The following is a 16,413-nucleotide window of genomic DNA, read 5'->3' on the forward strand; positions in this document are numbered from 1 at the left end:
CTTAGAATCAGTACTTACAAGCTTTCACTATTACAATATACTGCCATGATACAAATTACTCAAAGCAATACAGTAACATTACGACTCAAAGCCGACTATTTTTAGGTGATAAATTTAAGTCTGATTAGATAACCAAAGCGCCTGATAAGGTAGGAGCTCAATGCTTTGTATATCGTCCATTAATTGCACACCCATAATCAATTCATACCAATATTCAGTGTTGATTAAATTTAAATCCGCTAATCGCAAAGTTTGCGGTACATCACTGACGTTATAGACACAAAATATACTTTGGCTTCTATCAATACTTTGCCGCCAAAACCCAAACAGCGCACCACTTAAATGCAAAGTAAACTGGGTTGCATTAGGATGAAAAGCTGGCTGTTTAATGCGTATTGCTAACAGTTTTTGCATGCTATTAAATACCTGCGCATAATGACTGGTTTTGTCAGCTAGTTTATTGAGTAGATCGGCTTCTTGCCAGCGATGACGGTTAATAGAGCGATTATGCTGGGTATTTTCTAAACGAATATAGTCGTTAGTAGTGCCCATTAAACTATGAATATACAGTCCGGGGATCCCTTCAAGGGCCAACATAATTGCATGAGCACACAAAAAGCGTGACACTCCCCATTTATCAAGGCCTTTATGAGTACCCTGCAAGGCATCGAACAACGCTATATTTAATTCATACGGTGAGCTGGTGCCATCTTCAGCGGTGCGCATCGATATTTTTGCCCCAAAATGACTAACCGTACTGACCATCTTAGCCACTTCATTATGATCTAATAATCCCTCAATTGGTCTCAGTCCAATGCCATCATGTGATGCTATAAAATTGAAGTACGCCGTGCCGTTTTGTGCCGGTGGCATGCTCATCATCCAATTCTTTAGTGCTGCACTGTCACCACTGAGCAAGGTATGCAATAACAACGGCGGCAACGAAAAGTTATAAATACAATGGGCTTCATTAGCGTTACCAAAGTAAGATAAGTTTTCCCTGTTAGGTATATTAGTTTCAGTGATTATCACAACACTGGGCTCAACATGCTCAATTAAGGTCCTCAGTAAACGGATCACTTCATGTGTCTGAGGTAAATTAATGCATGAGGTATTTAGCTGCTTCCATAAAAAAGCCACTGCGTCTAGGCGAAAAATGCGTACTCCGTTATCAAGATAGTGACGGATGATCCCCACAAATTCATTTAACACCAACGGATTTTCAAAGTCTAAATCCACTTGATCATGGCTAAACGTACACCATACATGACGCTCTCCCAAAGCCGTTTGCACTGTATTTAATAGTGGCGAGGTACGAGGCCGAACAACTTGTGATAAATCATCTTCAAGCGCTGCGGTTTTAAAATAACTGGCACCAGGTTCCTTACCCTGTAAAAAGTTTTCAAACCAACGACTACGGCTCGAGCAATGATTAATCACTAAATCAGCCATGAGTTTCACATCTTTAGTTATGGCTTGAATATCTTGCCAACTTCCCAAAGACTCATTCACCTGCACATAATTCATCACCGAAAAACCCTCATCGGAGCTGTAAGGATAAAAAGGAAGAATATGTAAAGCGTTAATATACCCCGCACATTGCGTTTTAATAAATCGATGTAAAGTATGCAGTGGTGGCTCACTCGGGCTTGGTACAGCATCAGTAACATCATTAAACTGCATGATCGAATCGCCATACGCAATTAAAATAATATCCTGCTCATCCCAGCGATTTTTATGCGGCGTAGGATCTCGTACCGCATCCTCTTTTAGCATGGTAGAAATTAGCTCTTTGGCAAGCCGAGTTATATTTACCCCAAGATCCGTTTTTGCGTAAATCGTCTCTAAATGCTGCTCAACACGTTGTTGTAATAACTCTCTAGTCATTTAAGCTCCCCAAATTCACGACAAAAACTCTTTATTATCAAGCTCTACTGCTTCCTCTAAACGCGCAAACACATCAGGCATTGCTGAGGCTACACGGTTCCAGCTAGGCACAAATGGCGCTTCCATTGGATACTGTAAAAAATGCTCACCTGCGTTCATAATGTTTTGCGCAAACATTTCGACTGCTTTTTCTTCTTGATGAATATCGAGTTTTAAGCCGTTCATCATGGCATCGTTATGATAAGTTTCAATAAAATCCAGTGCGATACGATAATAAGTTGCTTTAAGTGACCGAATGGTCTCCGTGGTAAATGTCACTCCTTGCGTGGCTAACTTACGAAACAGCGCTTTGGTGATATCTATCGACATTTTTGATAAGCCAGCCGCTTGATTATCCAGTGACAGCGCTTGGTGTTTATGATCATAGTTATCTGCAATATCTACTTGGCACAAGCGATTGTGTGAGTAGTTACGATACATTTCAGACAGTACGCCAATCTCTAAGCCCCAATCGCTAGGAATACGAATATCGTTGAGCACATCACGGCGAAACGAAAATTCCCCCGCCAGCGGATAACGAAATGAATCCATATATTCAAGGTAGTCAGTGCTGCCTAAAATGGTTTTAAATGAACGCAATAAAGGAGTAACGAGTAAACGCGATACACGGCCATTGATCTTGCCATCAGCAGTACGAGGGTAAAAGCCTTTACAAAATTCATAGTTAAAGCGCGGATGAGCAACTGGATAAATTAATCGCGCTAATAAACTACGGTCATAAGTTAAAATATCACAATCATGCAGCGCTATTGACTCAACTTTTGCCGTTGCCAATTTATAACCCATGCAGTACCACACATTACGGCCTTTGCCGAGTTCACGCGGCGCGACGCCTAACGCTTGCAACTCTTTATCGAGTGCTTGCAAACGTGGCCCTTCGTTCCAAAGCACGCGGTGATGTTGGTCAAGCTCTGCAAAAAATTGTAATGCATGACGATACTGACTTTCATCGGCTCTGTCTAAGCCAATCGTAATTTGCGACAAATAAGGAACATGTTTCAATTCTTGCACAATATTTTGTAATGCAGGGCCCTCCAGTTCACTGTACAGGGAGGGTAAAATCAAGCCCATTGGGCGTTGTTTTGAAAAGCTAACGAGTTCAGCTTCTAGATCAGCCAGCGGACGGTCGGCAATATTATGTAATGTTGTTATGATGCCATTTTGGTAAAAATCAGCCATGTGATTGCTCCTGTTTAGACGCTAATTGCGCTTTGATAACACTTAGATCTGCTACTTCATCGAGCCAACCTTGTGGGGCTGGGTGTTCACTAACACGCCATGGTTTGTGGGATAATTTTGCCTTGGCTTTACTGGCAGGATTATTAATTAAAATCGCGATATCTGCGGCATCCAACATCGCCATATCATTTTGGCTATCACCCAGTGCAATAGTGGTGAAAGCATGACGACAATGTTTTTTAAATTGCTCTACTAACCAGTTTTGCGCTTTACCTTTATTGGTACTGCGATTTAAATGAATAAAACGCCCGCCTATTAACACTTCATAACCAAGCGGTTTTATTGCTTCTAAAAAGTCAAGTAGCTGTTGCTCTGTGCCTTGCCAAAAAAGCGGATCTGAATATTCACGAATACGGGCAAGTTCGCTTTGTGCTAGGCTCAAGTCTGTTATTTGACTGACTTCTTGCGCTGATAATTGACTGAACAAACGGTAATAAGCACTAAACTCGCTACCGTATTCAAGTAATTCACTGTACAACTGTTTATTGGTTGGCGACAGCGCATAACGCCAATGTTCATCCAGCTCTTCGCAGCCAATTGGTTTTAATGAAAAATAATTTTTTGGGATATATACAGCCCCGCCATTTTCAATAATAAACGGCTGGTTTAACCCAAGTGATTTTTGCAGTGCGATTACCTCTGCAAACGTTTTGCTGGTATTAAAAACTACAGCGATACCTGCGCGACTCAATTGGCTTAAAAACGGAGCAATCTCAGTACATTGGTAATCGTTATGATCAAGTAACGTACCGTCTAAATCAGTGAAAATAAGTGGCATTGCAACATCATCAGCGCGAAGTTTCATGGCACTAATATCACGTACTTTATCTAAGCTCAGTAATGCATCGACCTGCTCTGGTAACTGAGTTAAATTTTCTCGCGTAATACGTTCAAAATGAGAAATAAATCGCACTAATTGTTGCTCATCGAACGTTCCTTGGCCTCGTCCTTTATGCGACAGTAATTTTTGCTCTTGCTCTAATCGCCACCCATATACATCGGCAAATGACGGTGCTTTTAGCATCACGGTATAATCAATCATTGCAAAAATATCTTGGTATTCATTCGCTAAACAACTATTTACACAGCGTCGCCAAATACCTTCAGGATCCTCATATTGTTCTAATTGATTAACTGTTTGATGTAATTGATAAGGTTGTTGCGCTATGCTACCAACACACCAACCTTCAAAAAAAATGATATCAACAGGCTGTTTATTAGTAGGCCATAACGCTTGCGTAACTGGATCATCGGTTTGTTTATCAAACTGTGGCAAAGGCACCCCTACTTTACCTGCAAGTAACGCGGTAAAAGTCTGCTGCATAAGTGCTGTATCATGTGTACCTGGCACACCGCGCGTTGCAAATAAAGGATGTACATCTTTACTTAGTTGTTGACGATGTGCGTGGCTGTGATAAAAATCATCAATCGACATCGCAATACTATTAAACGCTGTATTACAGTTGATCCAAGTAACTAAAAAATCAGCTAATGTCGTTTTACCTGAGCCTTGGCAACCATTGATTGCCACCAGCATTGGACGATCGGTTGGTTTGCTGTGGAGAATATCTTCAGCGAGTGGGACAAAATACTGTTCACTCAAATACTGATATTTGAGTGGCAGCTGATGTTTTGCTAAAAATGGGGTGATATCCACAATGTTTGTCTCTTGCATTAAACGCTCCTGATCAGTATGGCACTGTTAATGAGGTAAATGCAGTTACTAGACCAGTTTTATAACTTTATATTTTTTAGTTAGTTAAAAAAATAGCGCATATTAAATGCGCTATTTTGGTGCAAATTATTAGCTGAATGTGCAAAATATTACGTTGGCTTATCAGCCTTTGGTAACACTAAATTAAGCACTATGCCTAAAATAGCGCATAGGCTCACGCCTTGTAAGCTAAATTCGTTGCCACCGATATGCATACCACCAATGCCACACACTAAAATGAGTGCCACAATACTGAGGTTACGTGGAGCCGTTAAGTCTTCTCCACTTTTCACTAACGAATTTAAACCCACCACAGCAATTGAGCCAAACAGCAAAATCATGATCCCCCCCATCACAGGTACTGGTATGGTTTGCAAACCAGCACCCATTTTAGCCACAAACGCTAAAATAATGGCGATAATGGCAGTCCACATCATCACTTTAGGATTAAAATTACGCGTAAGCATCACTGCACCGGTGACTTCTGAATAGGTGGTATTAGGTGGCCCGCCGAATATAGACGCTGCAGTAGTAGCTAATCCATCACCAAACAAAGTGCGATGTAAGCCCGGTTTTTTCAAATAGTCTTTATTGGTGACTTGGCTAATCGCCATCATATCGCCAATATGTTCAATAGCGGGGGCTATTGCCACTGGCACCATAAATAACACTGCTTGCCATTTAAACTCAGGCCAAGTAAAAGCTGGCATTGCAAACCACTGTGCATTAGTAACAGCATCAAATTGCACGATCCCTAAATATAGCGATAAACTGTAACCTGCGATGACTCCAGCTAAGATAGGGATCAGCTTAAATACACCTTTGCCCCATACCGCGAAAATTAGCGTCACTAACAACGAAAATGCCGCCACCCAAATGGCTTGTTGATACGCAATCAACTGAATTGAACCATCGCCGCTTTTACCCATTGCCATATTAACTGCAACAGGTGCCAGTGCTAAACCAATTACCATGATCACCGGACCGACCACAACTGGTGGTAATATTTTATGCAGGGTAGCTACACCTTTTAATTTCACTAATAGACTTAACAACATATAAGCCCCGCCTGCAGCCATTAAGCCCCCCATTGTGGCAGGCACACCCCATAGCTGCACGCAGGCAATAATAGGGGCAATAAACGCAAATGATGAAGCTAAAAATATCGGCACCTGACCTTTAGTTACCAAATGGAACAGCAAGGTACCAATACCAGCCGTAAAAAGTGCCACATTTGGATCAAGCCCCGTTAATAAAGGAACTAACACCAAGGCACCAAAGGCGACAAATAACATTTGCGCCCCAGTTAAAATTGTTTTGATTGAAAAGGTAGAGTGATCCACTGTTAGACAGTACCAAAAATTTTATCGCCAGCATCACCAAGACCAGGAATTATATAGCCTTTCTCATTTAAGTGGCTGTCTAATGATGCTGTAAAAATCTCTACATCAGGATGAGCTGCAAGGGTTTTTTCAACCCCTTCAGGTGCGGCAACCAATACAATCACTTTAATTTCTTTACAGCCAGCTTTTTTCAGCATATCGATAGTCGCAATCATCGAGCCCCCAGTTGCGAGCATTGGATCAATAACGAGGCTCAAGCGCTCATCAATTTTACCGACTAACTTTTCAAAGTAAGGGATTGGTTCTAACGTTTCTTCATTACGTTGCAGGCCCACAACGCTTACTTTTGCAGCAGGCAGTAATTGCATAACACCATCCATCATGCCAAGGCCAGCACGTAAAATTGGCACAACAGTAATTTTTTTACCTTTGATGTGCTCAACATCTAATTGATTACCATCCCAACTAGTGATTGTTACTTTTTCCAGTGGCAAATTTTTAGTCGCTTCGTAGGTTAATAATGTACCGACTTCAGACGAAAGCTCACGGAAACTCTTAGTACTTATGCCGTACTCTCGCATAAGACCAAGTTTATGTTGAACAAGTGGGTGATTAATTACATGAATAGTCATAAAAACGCCTAAAAGAAAAATAAATTGCGCTTATTTTAGCTTAAAAAAAACCATCAGACTTTAAAAAAGCATGATCTGTGCAATAAAAGTATTATTTTATCACTCTGATACAGTGCTTTTATTTCATTTAACGCAATTATTATTATTTTTTAAAGTAACTAAACTATAATAATGGCTATAGAAGATTTGCTCACAAAGGTTTTATGTCAAAGTTTGCTGTTGGGATCCTGATAGGTATTTTATTTGCAATAATGCCTTCATTTGCGATGGCTAAAAAACCATTAAAGGTGCAAATAATGACCGACTTTGCACCACAGATTAATGACGATTCACAAAACATAGCCACTAGATTTATGCTTGATATTGAAAAACAGCTCAATGGTGCCATCGCGTTAAACTTTATCTCAGCGAGTAGATTAAGAGAATGGCAACAATTGCACACAATGAAAAATGTGTGTTTGTACAATAAAACCAAAACACCTGAACGCCTTGAAAATGCATTATTTAGTACATACCCAATTATGGCTTTTCCAGCTAATCGCTTAGTGGTGTATAATCATCCAGAACTACCTGAAAATATTAGTTTAAATGATGCCGTAAATAAATATGATCTCACCATCGGCATTGCTTCAGGACGTTCATATGGTCACAAAATAGATGACTATATTGCCAAGCATAACGAATCATTTATGGTTTTAGGCGGCACAACGAGCGCTTATCGCCTTAGCCAAATGTTATTTCAAAATAAGTTCGATGCCATTATTGAATACAGTGCGGTGTTTATTTCGCGTCACTCAGAAGATACCAGAATCGCCAATATACGTTATCTTAGTGTTGATAAAACCCAACAAGCTGTGTTTGGTTATATTGCATGCTCGAAATCGGAGCTAGGCAAACAAGCAATTACGCTATTTGACCAAGCATTGCAAACACAGGCAGTCCAGCAAATTATTCTTCAGAGCCACGCACAAATATTTTCACCGCCAGAGCAGGCGCTAATGCTAAGCGCATTGCAAGATGCTTTTAACGTAGCAATACCCGCACGCTGATTTAGTTGTTTAAAATTTGCTCCATCACCCAACTAGTATGTGCGGCCGAATGACCTGTTGACGGATGTGTAATATTTTCAAGTAATGACGCCGCCATATTTTGCACATGATATTGTTGAACATGAGGCGGATTTTCGATACTTAGTTGTTGCTGACCACTTTCGTTAATAACCGTAATTGCTTGCTCATCAAATACGCTAAAGCTGATCTCGCCCTTTTCACCGTATAAAGTAACAACATCAAAACGAGAAAAACCACCAAAGTTCCAACTTCCTGAGCCGGTAATACCGTTTTTATGCTGCCAACACGCTGTGATTGCATCAAAAGCGCCATATAAGTTTTGCTGGTTTGTCGCCAGTCCTTTCACTTGTTCATAATCACCAAATAAGTAACCAAATAAATCGAGACCATGGCTGGCTAAATCATCAAAATAACCTCCTGGTGCAATAGTTTTATCGGTACGCCAATTGTAGGCACCTGATCTATCTTGCTCGCAGGAGGCTTTACTCAAGTGCCAATTAATATGCCGTACTTGGCCGATTTCACCGGCATCAATCAAGCTTTTCACTTTATTAAAGCGCGGTAAAGAACGTCGATAATACGCGACATACAAAGGAATATTTTTACTACTGAAAGCTTCAAGAATAACTTCACTGTGAGCCAATGTAGGCGCCAGTGGTTTTTCAATACAACATGGTTTGCCCGCAGCAGCAACTTTTAGCGCCAGCTCCATATGGCTATCGGGAGGCGTTGCGATATAAACGGCATCAATATCAGAACTTACAATCAATTCATCGGCCGTTTTAAATACCATAGGCACGTTATGGCGTTTTGCGTAATCGTCAGCAAGAGCGGTATCTCGTCGAGTAACGCCTTGCAACACAAAACCTTTCGTATTTTTATACGCAGGGCCACTTTTCACCTCGGTTACAGCGCCACAGCCAATCATTCCCCAACGGATCTGTTTCGTCATTCTACGTTACCCCAAAATTTGTTTTTGTAATTTGATATTGCATATAAGCATTAATTTTTACGTGTTCTGGACTCCAGCCCATTAAAAATCGGTAAAAGTCAGCCCATACAACTGGCCATAAGGTTTTCCATTCGTTAATAGCAGCATGGCTATATACGCTTTTATCAAATATGTGCATGGCGTTGGCAAAATATTTAAAGTAGTCGGCTAAGTAATCATCAGCTCTTTGTTGTAATTGCTGTTCATTTAAACAACTACCCAAAAAGTACATAACGTCAATAACACCTACTCCAGCGCCAACATATTGAAAGTCATATCCGACAACATTTAGTGTCGCGTTATTAATAGCAAAATTCGCTATTTTTGCATCACCATGAATAAGCGTTTGATACGGACATGCCCTAATAGTTTGATCGATGCTGTGTGCTTGTTGCTTGATAGCACAATCTGCCATTTTCTCATACTCATCTGGTCGAGTGGCTAAATGCCAATAACCCCCCTGCGACCATAAGCCATCAGCTTTGACTTGAAAATGAAAAGCATGAAAATTCGCCAACCACTTAATAATGGCTGTAACATGTGTATGGATTGGTTTTGCGTTTACAAAGCCACACTCTGTAAAATCAGCAAACACTAAGACTTTGTGCTGCTCATGTTCTATGGCATTAAAACACCTTAAAGCACCTGCTCTAGATGGTAATCGCGACGCATAATACTGATACCAATAAAATTCGACTTCATAAGAGTGACGCTTTCGGTTAATTGCAAACTCAGTTTGCGAAATTCGCGGATGATTTATGTGATCGGGCACACTAATCGCTTTAATGACGCAGACTTTACCGTCTAAACGACAACGCACTATTTCACCACAGCCACTCCATAAAGCAGTGATTGTTTCAGTGATTTTAATATTTTTATAATGAAGACCAATTAATGGCAGATAAAAAGACATACGCACCAATATCCATAAAGCCAGCGCCTAGTATGACATAAACATTTTAAGATTAAAGCGCTTATAGACAACACAGCTCACTACTTAACTACATGTTAGCAATCATTATCTTTTGCCAGCTTACTATTTCAACACAATGTAAACCAATACATTAATTGAAACGTATCAATCTGCACCAGTTACTATACGAGTAATATATGTTTTCATTCTTTAAGAAAGACCCAACTAAAAAGTTACATAAGCAGCTTTCTATAAAACTAGAACAAGCAATGCATGCCCAACGTAACGGCGATATACGCAAATACTCAGAACTCTCCTTTGAAGCCGATCAAATAGACAAACAAATAATAGAGTTAGAAAAACAAGCGAAACAAGATGGTTAATTTAAATTCTTAGGCATTAAATTAAGAACAAGTAGCGAATTACGTAAAAAGCCCATACAAAACTGTATGGGCTTTAAATATAAAAGCGCCCGAACTTCTGGGCGCTTACATTGTTGAATTAAAAAATATTACTGATTAACAACACTTTTCAGTGGGTTTATCGGTTTTGCATTTTCGTCTAATAAGTTCATATCAAAATCAAACTCATCAACACGAATTGCGCGTTCACGTTTTTTGTTGTAATCAATCAGTTTAGCGTATTCTTCTTCAGTGATTACATTTGCTACAAGTGCATTATCAAGAGTAAGTGCAAAACGAATACCTGGTTTGATTGTTTTAGCACGCAAGGCTTTTTTCACTTTTGCGAGTAAATCTAAACAGCCCATTTTCGCTTTATACGCTTGCTCGTTAATGTAATGTCCATCACCTTCAATAGGTTTAACTAAGTGTGTGATTTGCTTTTTAAATGCCGTGTCAAGTTGCGCCTGTGTAGCTAATTCGCGAATTAAGTCATCGCTAATTTTTGGCATTTTAGTCGAATAGTTCATGGAAATAAAACGCATAAACTTACGTGTGCCACTTGCAGGGAAGTTGTCTAAAAACTTATGCAATGCTTGTTCGGCACTTTGTAATGCAAAACGTGTTGCGTAGTGGAAATATGGCGCTGCTTGCTCGCGTTCACTGCTTGCCACTTTTTGCTCATAATATTTAATTGATGCCATTGCCGCATATAAGAAGCTCATTACATCGCCTAAACGGGCTGATAGCATTTCCGCTTGTTTAAGTTTTCCGCCGAGTACCAGTAACGAAAAATCTGCATATACTGCTAATTTAGCTGATAATTTATGAGCTGCTTTTTCATATTCACGTACTTCTGGAAGTGGTGAATTAGCACCTGCTGTAAATGGTAATACGCCTAAACGAAATGCACGTAAACTGTTTGCTACGCTATAACCCACTGTTTTACGCAGAATGCGGTTAAATTCTTTATCTGCATTTTTATCTTCGCTGTGGATTGATTCAACCATCGATTGTAAATATGGGTGACAACGCATTACACCTTGACCAAAGATCATCAAGTTACGTGTAAGAATGTTGGCGCCTTCAACCGTGATGGCAATTGGCTGTGCAACATAGCCGCTTGCTAACGTATTTTGCGGGCCGTTCTGAATTGCTTTACCAGCTTGAATATCCATTGCTGAGTCAAGCACGTCGCGACCAATTTCAGTCATGTGATATTTTGCAATTGCAGTCACAACCGATGGCTTTAAGCCCATGCCTAAACCTTCGGTTGTAAGTACACGCATTGCTTCTTGTAGGTATGTTTTACCAGCAATATCAGCGAGTTTTTCTTGAATACCTTCAAATTGACCGATTGCTAAGCCAAATTGCTCACGTACCGCAGCATATTCAGACGCACCTTTAAATGCTACCTGAGATGAACTAACACCTAATGCAGGTAATGAAATACCACGGCCAGCGCCTAAACAGCTAACCAACATTTGCCAGCCACGGCCGATGTTCTTTTGCCCACCAATAATGAAGTCCATTGGTACAAATACTTTGTTGCCACGCGTAGTACCGTTGTAAAAACGAATCCCCATTGGATCATGGCGATTACCAAGTTCAACACCTGGGTGCTCTTTTGGAATAAGTGCACACGTAATACCGAGGTTTTCCTTACCACCTAGCAAGCCATTTGGATCAACCACTTTAAATGCTAAACCAAGTACGGTGGCAATTGGCGCAAGGGTGATATAACGCTTGTCCCAAGTGATCTCAAGACCAAGTACTTCTTCGCCGTTGTACATGCCTTTAGTCACAGTACCTAAATCTGGAATGCCACCGGCATCAGAACCAGCCTCTGGGCTTGTGAGTGCAAAACATGGAATGTCACGGCCATTGGCTAGGCGTGGTAAATAATGTGCTTGCTGCTCTTTAGTACCAAAGTGCAGTAGTAACTCACCAGGGCCTAACGAGTTAGGAACCATAACGGTTACTGCAACAGCAGAACTTTTAGTGGCGATTGTGCCAACGATAGTTGAGTTTGCGTAAGGGCTAAACTCTAAACCACCAAATGATTTAGGAATTATCAGTGAAAAGAAACGTTCCTTTTTCAGAAAATCTAAAATGTATTCAGGTAAATGAATGCCATTTTGAATTTCTGTATCGTCGATCATACCCAATAGCTCTTGTAATGGGCCGTCGATAAATGCTTGTTCATCTGCGCTCAATACAGCAGCAGGGACTGCGCGAAGTGCGTTGAAGTCAGGCTTACCTTGGTAAATAGAGCCTTCTAACCACACATCACCCGCATCAAGGGCTTCTTGTTCAGTGATAGAAATACTTGGTAATACTTTTTTTAATTTTGTACGTAAACTCATAATCAACTCATCCGACCAGACAATAATACCTACATTACGTCATAAAAAATGGTTTAGATCAATTACTCTAAGCAATTTTTTAACAGTTTTTTCAATTTATTTATTTTTAGGCTATCTAAGCCATTGAATAAAAAGAGCTAACACTTGTACGCTGAAAAGTATTTAGTTGATTTTTTTTTACTAAAAAACGCTAAAATAATTAAACCTCAGCAACAATAGAAACAAAATGAGGGAAAATAAAGATATGTTAAAGTTTGTGCAAGGTAAGTAGTGTAAGCTTATCGACTGTTAACTAACACTGTTAATCACCACTAAAAGTCGGCTAATTTGCCATTACATAGTTTTATTAATGTATTGGGATCAAGTGCAATTTCAAGGCCGCGTTTACCAGCGCTTACATAAATAATATCAAACTGCTTTGCGCTACTATGGAGGTAAGTTGCTAAGCGTTTTTTTTGCCCTAATGGACTTACGCCACCAAGAATATATCCGGTGCTATTTTCTACCTTTTGTGCAGCGGCCATATGTACTTTTTTAACACCACATGCTTTTGCTAAGAGCTTTAAGTTAACTTGTTGACTCACAGGCGTAATTGCCACTACTAACTGCAATTCATTGGTTTCAAATACCAAGGTTTTGAAAACCTGCTCAGCGGCTAGATTTAACTTTTCAACAGCTTCTAAACCAAAGCTATGTGTACTTGAGTTATGCTCATAACTGAGCAGCTCAAAAGTGGCCTTGTGTTTTTTTAATAATTGTGTGGCTGGCGTCATGACTAACTCCATTGAATTGTTAACTGCTTTAAAATTAACAAAAAAAAGAGTACCAAGGTACTCTTTTTTAAACTATATTCACTCGCTAAATTATATTAACAACAGGGATTAAACGACTCTTTGCAGCCATTTTATTACCATAAATCCGCATAGAGCTTATTGCCAATGCAATAACGACAGCGCACCCGAGTAACCAAAATGCCGAAAACATCGGAGATTGCTTAAAGTTACCCACTTGATACACCACAGAGGCTGTGATGTAAGCAAGCCCTGTTGACCAAGTTGCAACAAATAGCATCCATTTCATTCCAGCTTCTCGGTACATAGCGCCCATCACCGCCACACACGGTGTATAAAGCAATACAAAAACTAAATAACTGAATGCAGCAAGTTGACTGCTAAATAGGTTTTCCATGGTTGCGAAGGTCGATACATTCACTTCTTGATCAATGGCCGCACTACTTTGATCGCTCACATTAGTGACATTTAAACCCAGTGGATCGAGTAAATTACCGAATACGTCTATTAGGTTTGCAGGAATACTCGCGAACGCCTCAGCCAATTTATCGATGACATTAACTGGCTCTTCATTCACAGCCGCTGCGCCATCTAAATTTGAATATAAACTATCTAAAGTACCAACTACTGCCTCTTTAGCAAATACGCCAGTAAAAATACCGACCGTGGCAGGCCAGTTATCTTGCTCTACCCCGATAGGAGCAAACACCGGTGTTGCAATTTTTGAAATTTCACTGAGCATCGATTTATCTGTGTTGTCATTGCCAAAGGTAAAATCAGTACCTATGGAGCTTAATATTTTTAAAATAACAAACACCACAATTATAGTTTTACCGGCGCGCATACAAAAGCTTTTTAAGCGCTCCCATGCTTTGTAAAGTACGCCTTTTGCCGTTGGCATATGATACGCAGGTAATTCGAGAATAAACGGGGTAAGCGTTGGACTAAACAAGGTATTTTTAAGTACCAAACCGGTTAATACCGCCATAACAATACCTAAAATATACAGTGCAAATACTAAGTTTTGGCCATTAGTGGTAAAAAAGGCAGCGACAAACAAGGCATACACACTTAAGCGCGCGCCACATGACATAAATGGTGACATGGCAATAGTCAGTAAGCGATCTTTATGGGTTTCTAAAGTACGAGTTGCCATTACTGATGGCACGTTACAGCCAAAGCCAACAATTAAAGGCACAAACGCTTTACCCGGTAAACCAATGGCGCGCATTAATCTATCCATGATAAAAGCAGCACGCGCCATATAACCTGAATCTTCAATAAAGGCTAAACAAAAGTATAAAAAGCCAATCACCGGGATAAAGGTGGCAACAAGCTGAATACCACCACCTATACCGTCCGCAAGCAATGCGCGTAGCCAATCAGGTGCGCCTAATGAAGTTAATATTTCACCAAAGCCATCGACTAAAATCGCGCCTACAGCAATATCGAAAAAGTCTATAAATGCGCCGCCAACATTTACCGCAACAGTAAACATTAAATACATGATCCCTAAAAATATTGGGATCCCTAAAAAACGATTGATCACTACCGCATCTATTTTATCGCTAATGGTTTCAGAGGCGATGCCTTTAGTATTTTGAGCAAGTTCAGCCAGTTGATGGGCAAACTCATAACGACCATTGGCAAAAAGCACATCAAGTTCATGGTGATCGGCAAACTGTTCAAATTCAGCTTTTGCCACTGCCAGTGTTTGTTTACCAGCATAGCCAAAACAGCTTTCATCTTGCTCTAATAACCGCAATGACAACCAATCAGTGTCGATGTTTTCTATCGGTTTATTATTGGCAGTAAAACTGGCTGCAATGTTGTTGGCCGCTTGCGTTATTTTTTGCTCATAACTAGGGGTATGCATTGATACTTTTTTAAGTTTAAGCCCTTGTGCAATAAACTCTTTTAAACCTGTAATGTCTGTTTTATTATTTGCACTTAAGGCAATCACAGGGCATCCAAGTTGCTTTTCTAGCGCCTTTGGATCCGTTACTAAACCATTTCGTTTTGCCACATCGACCATATTTAGCACGACAAGTAAAGGTACTTTCATCTCAAGCAGCTGAGCGGTGAGGTATAAATTGCGTTCAAGATTTGATGCATCAAGAATATTGATGATCAGTTGTGATTCACCACTGAGGGCATAGTCACGCGCAATTTTTTCATCTAAAGGGGTTTGTGCATTTACATCTAAAGAATAAGTGCCAGGCAAATCAACTAATTCGACAGTCTGATCAGCCACTTTAAATTGACCAATTTTCTTATCGATGGTCACCCCTGACCAGTTACCTACTTTCTGTTTGCTACCGGTTAACGCGTTGAATAGTGTAGTTTTACCACAGTTTGGGTTACCTATTACGGCAATGTTTGGATTCATACTGCGAGTTCCAAATTAATTGATTGTGCCTCGGATTTACGAAGACTAAGCACGGTACCGCGAACTTTAACAATCATCGGATCGCCAAATGGAGAAAAGCGCAATACGTGGACAGGAGCGCCTGGCGTTAAACCCATTGCAAGTAATTTCTGGCGCAACAAACTCGCATTAGGATCGATGCTTACAACAGAGCCATGTTGGCCAATTACTAATTTGTCTAACGTTAACATGCCATCTCATTTCATTTAATACATCAATGGCGCTGATTTTACGCCGATTATTCAATCATGCAAGTGAGACTAATTATCATATCGATAAGTAATGCAAAATAAAGCAGCAATGGCAGAATTATACCTATATTGGATCCTAAATCTCATTTGATAAGATAAAAATAGCCGTTTAGTGACAAGTGCTTAAGAAGCCTAATCGCTCTGTAAAGGTAGCATTATGAATATGTATTATACCAATCGTGTTAAGTTACTGACCATTTACAGCGACAGATAAATACAGTGATAACAAGGCGTAAATTTTGACATGTAGTTGTTCTACTTGAAAAAATTATAACGCAGTTAGCGCTTTATTTAGCTCGCTAGAATGGTTAAATATTTAAGTCGATT

At 40.0% G+C, this 16,413-nt stretch carries 13 protein-coding genes; 2 read left to right on the plus strand and 11 right to left on the minus strand.

Annotated features, from left to right (window positions below; genetic code table 11):
* Positions 1-114: 114 nt before the first annotated feature.
* The 5 genes from H5182_RS11845 to upp form a co-directional block, all read right to left on the minus strand.
* On the minus strand, positions 115-1,887 hold the full coding sequence (locus H5182_RS11845; RefSeq protein ID WP_182760072.1) for a sugar phosphorylase: 1,773 nt from the start codon (positions 1,885-1,887) through the stop codon (positions 115-117).
* 15 nt (positions 1,888-1,902) lie between these two features.
* Positions 1,903-3,126, minus strand: coding sequence for a glycosyl transferase (locus H5182_RS11850; RefSeq protein ID WP_182760073.1), 1,224 nt, complete (start codon positions 3,124-3,126; stop codon positions 1,903-1,905).
* A complete protein-coding gene (locus H5182_RS11855) occupies positions 3,119-4,861 on the minus strand; it encodes an HAD-IIB family hydrolase (protein ID WP_145236052.1) in 1,743 nt (580 codons plus the stop codon). Before H5182_RS11855 ends, H5182_RS11850 begins: the two co-directional genes overlap by 8 nt.
* 149 nt (positions 4,862-5,010) lie before the next feature.
* The gene (locus H5182_RS11860; protein ID WP_182731574.1) at positions 5,011-6,243 is read right to left on the minus strand and encodes a uracil-xanthine permease family protein; all 1,233 of its coding nucleotides are present in this window, start codon (positions 6,241-6,243) and stop codon (positions 5,011-5,013) included.
* Between the two features lie 2 nt (positions 6,244-6,245).
* Entirely contained in the window at positions 6,246-6,875 is a 630-nt protein-coding gene (upp, locus tag H5182_RS11865) for a uracil phosphoribosyltransferase (RefSeq protein ID WP_145236059.1), read from the minus strand.
* A 203-nt stretch (positions 6,876-7,078) separates the two neighbouring features.
* Here upp and H5182_RS11870 point away from each other — a divergent pair, with 203 nt between their 5' ends.
* Positions 7,079-7,924: an ABC transporter substrate-binding protein gene (locus H5182_RS11870; RefSeq protein ID WP_182760074.1), complete on the plus strand. Its 846-nt coding sequence runs from the start codon at positions 7,079-7,081 to the stop codon at positions 7,922-7,924.
* 1 nt (position 7,925) lies between these two features.
* Here the strand turns inward: H5182_RS11870 and H5182_RS11875 are convergent, their stop codons facing one another.
* Both H5182_RS11875 and H5182_RS11880 read right to left on the minus strand, forming a co-directional pair.
* Positions 7,926-8,897, minus strand: a complete 972-nt coding sequence (locus H5182_RS11875) for a Gfo/Idh/MocA family protein (RefSeq protein WP_182760075.1) — start codon at positions 8,895-8,897, stop codon at positions 7,926-7,928.
* Position 8,898: 1 nt separating this feature from the next.
* The gene (locus H5182_RS11880) at positions 8,899-9,849 is read right to left on the minus strand and encodes an oxidoreductase family protein (RefSeq protein WP_182734112.1); all 951 of its coding nucleotides are present in this window, start codon (positions 9,847-9,849) and stop codon (positions 8,899-8,901) included.
* A 197-nt stretch (positions 9,850-10,046) separates the two neighbouring features.
* Between H5182_RS11880 and H5182_RS11885 the strand changes: the two genes are divergently transcribed.
* The gene (locus H5182_RS11885; RefSeq protein WP_182760076.1) at positions 10,047-10,232 is read left to right on the plus strand and encodes a DUF6435 family protein; all 186 of its coding nucleotides are present in this window, start codon (positions 10,047-10,049) and stop codon (positions 10,230-10,232) included.
* A 128-nt stretch (positions 10,233-10,360) separates the two neighbouring features.
* Here the strand turns inward: H5182_RS11885 and H5182_RS11890 are convergent, their stop codons facing one another.
* The 4 genes from H5182_RS11890 to H5182_RS11905 all read right to left on the minus strand — a co-directional run bounded on the left by H5182_RS11890 (position 10,361) and on the right by H5182_RS11905 (position 16,026).
* Positions 10,361-12,616 (minus strand): acyl-CoA dehydrogenase, encoded by a 2,256-nt coding sequence (locus H5182_RS11890; protein WP_182760077.1) that lies wholly within the window; start codon positions 12,614-12,616, stop codon positions 10,361-10,363.
* 311 nt (positions 12,617-12,927) lie between these two features.
* On the minus strand, positions 12,928-13,389 hold the full coding sequence (ybaK, locus tag H5182_RS11895) for a Cys-tRNA(Pro) deacylase (RefSeq protein WP_145236081.1): 462 nt from the start codon (positions 13,387-13,389) through the stop codon (positions 12,928-12,930).
* Positions 13,390-13,474: 85 nt separating this feature from the next.
* On the minus strand, positions 13,475-15,796 hold the full coding sequence (gene feoB, locus H5182_RS11900; RefSeq protein ID WP_182760078.1) for a Fe(2+) transporter permease subunit FeoB: 2,322 nt from the start codon (positions 15,794-15,796) through the stop codon (positions 13,475-13,477).
* Entirely contained in the window at positions 15,793-16,026 is a 234-nt protein-coding gene (locus tag H5182_RS11905) for a FeoA family protein (protein WP_145236087.1), read from the minus strand. The genes feoB and H5182_RS11905 overlap by 4 nt, the downstream gene beginning before the upstream one ends.
* Positions 16,027-16,413 lie beyond the last annotated feature (387 nt).

Source organism: Pseudoalteromonas sp. SG44-17 (assembly GCF_014164235.1).
GTDB lineage: Bacteria > Pseudomonadota > Gammaproteobacteria > Enterobacterales > Alteromonadaceae > Pseudoalteromonas > Pseudoalteromonas rhizosphaerae.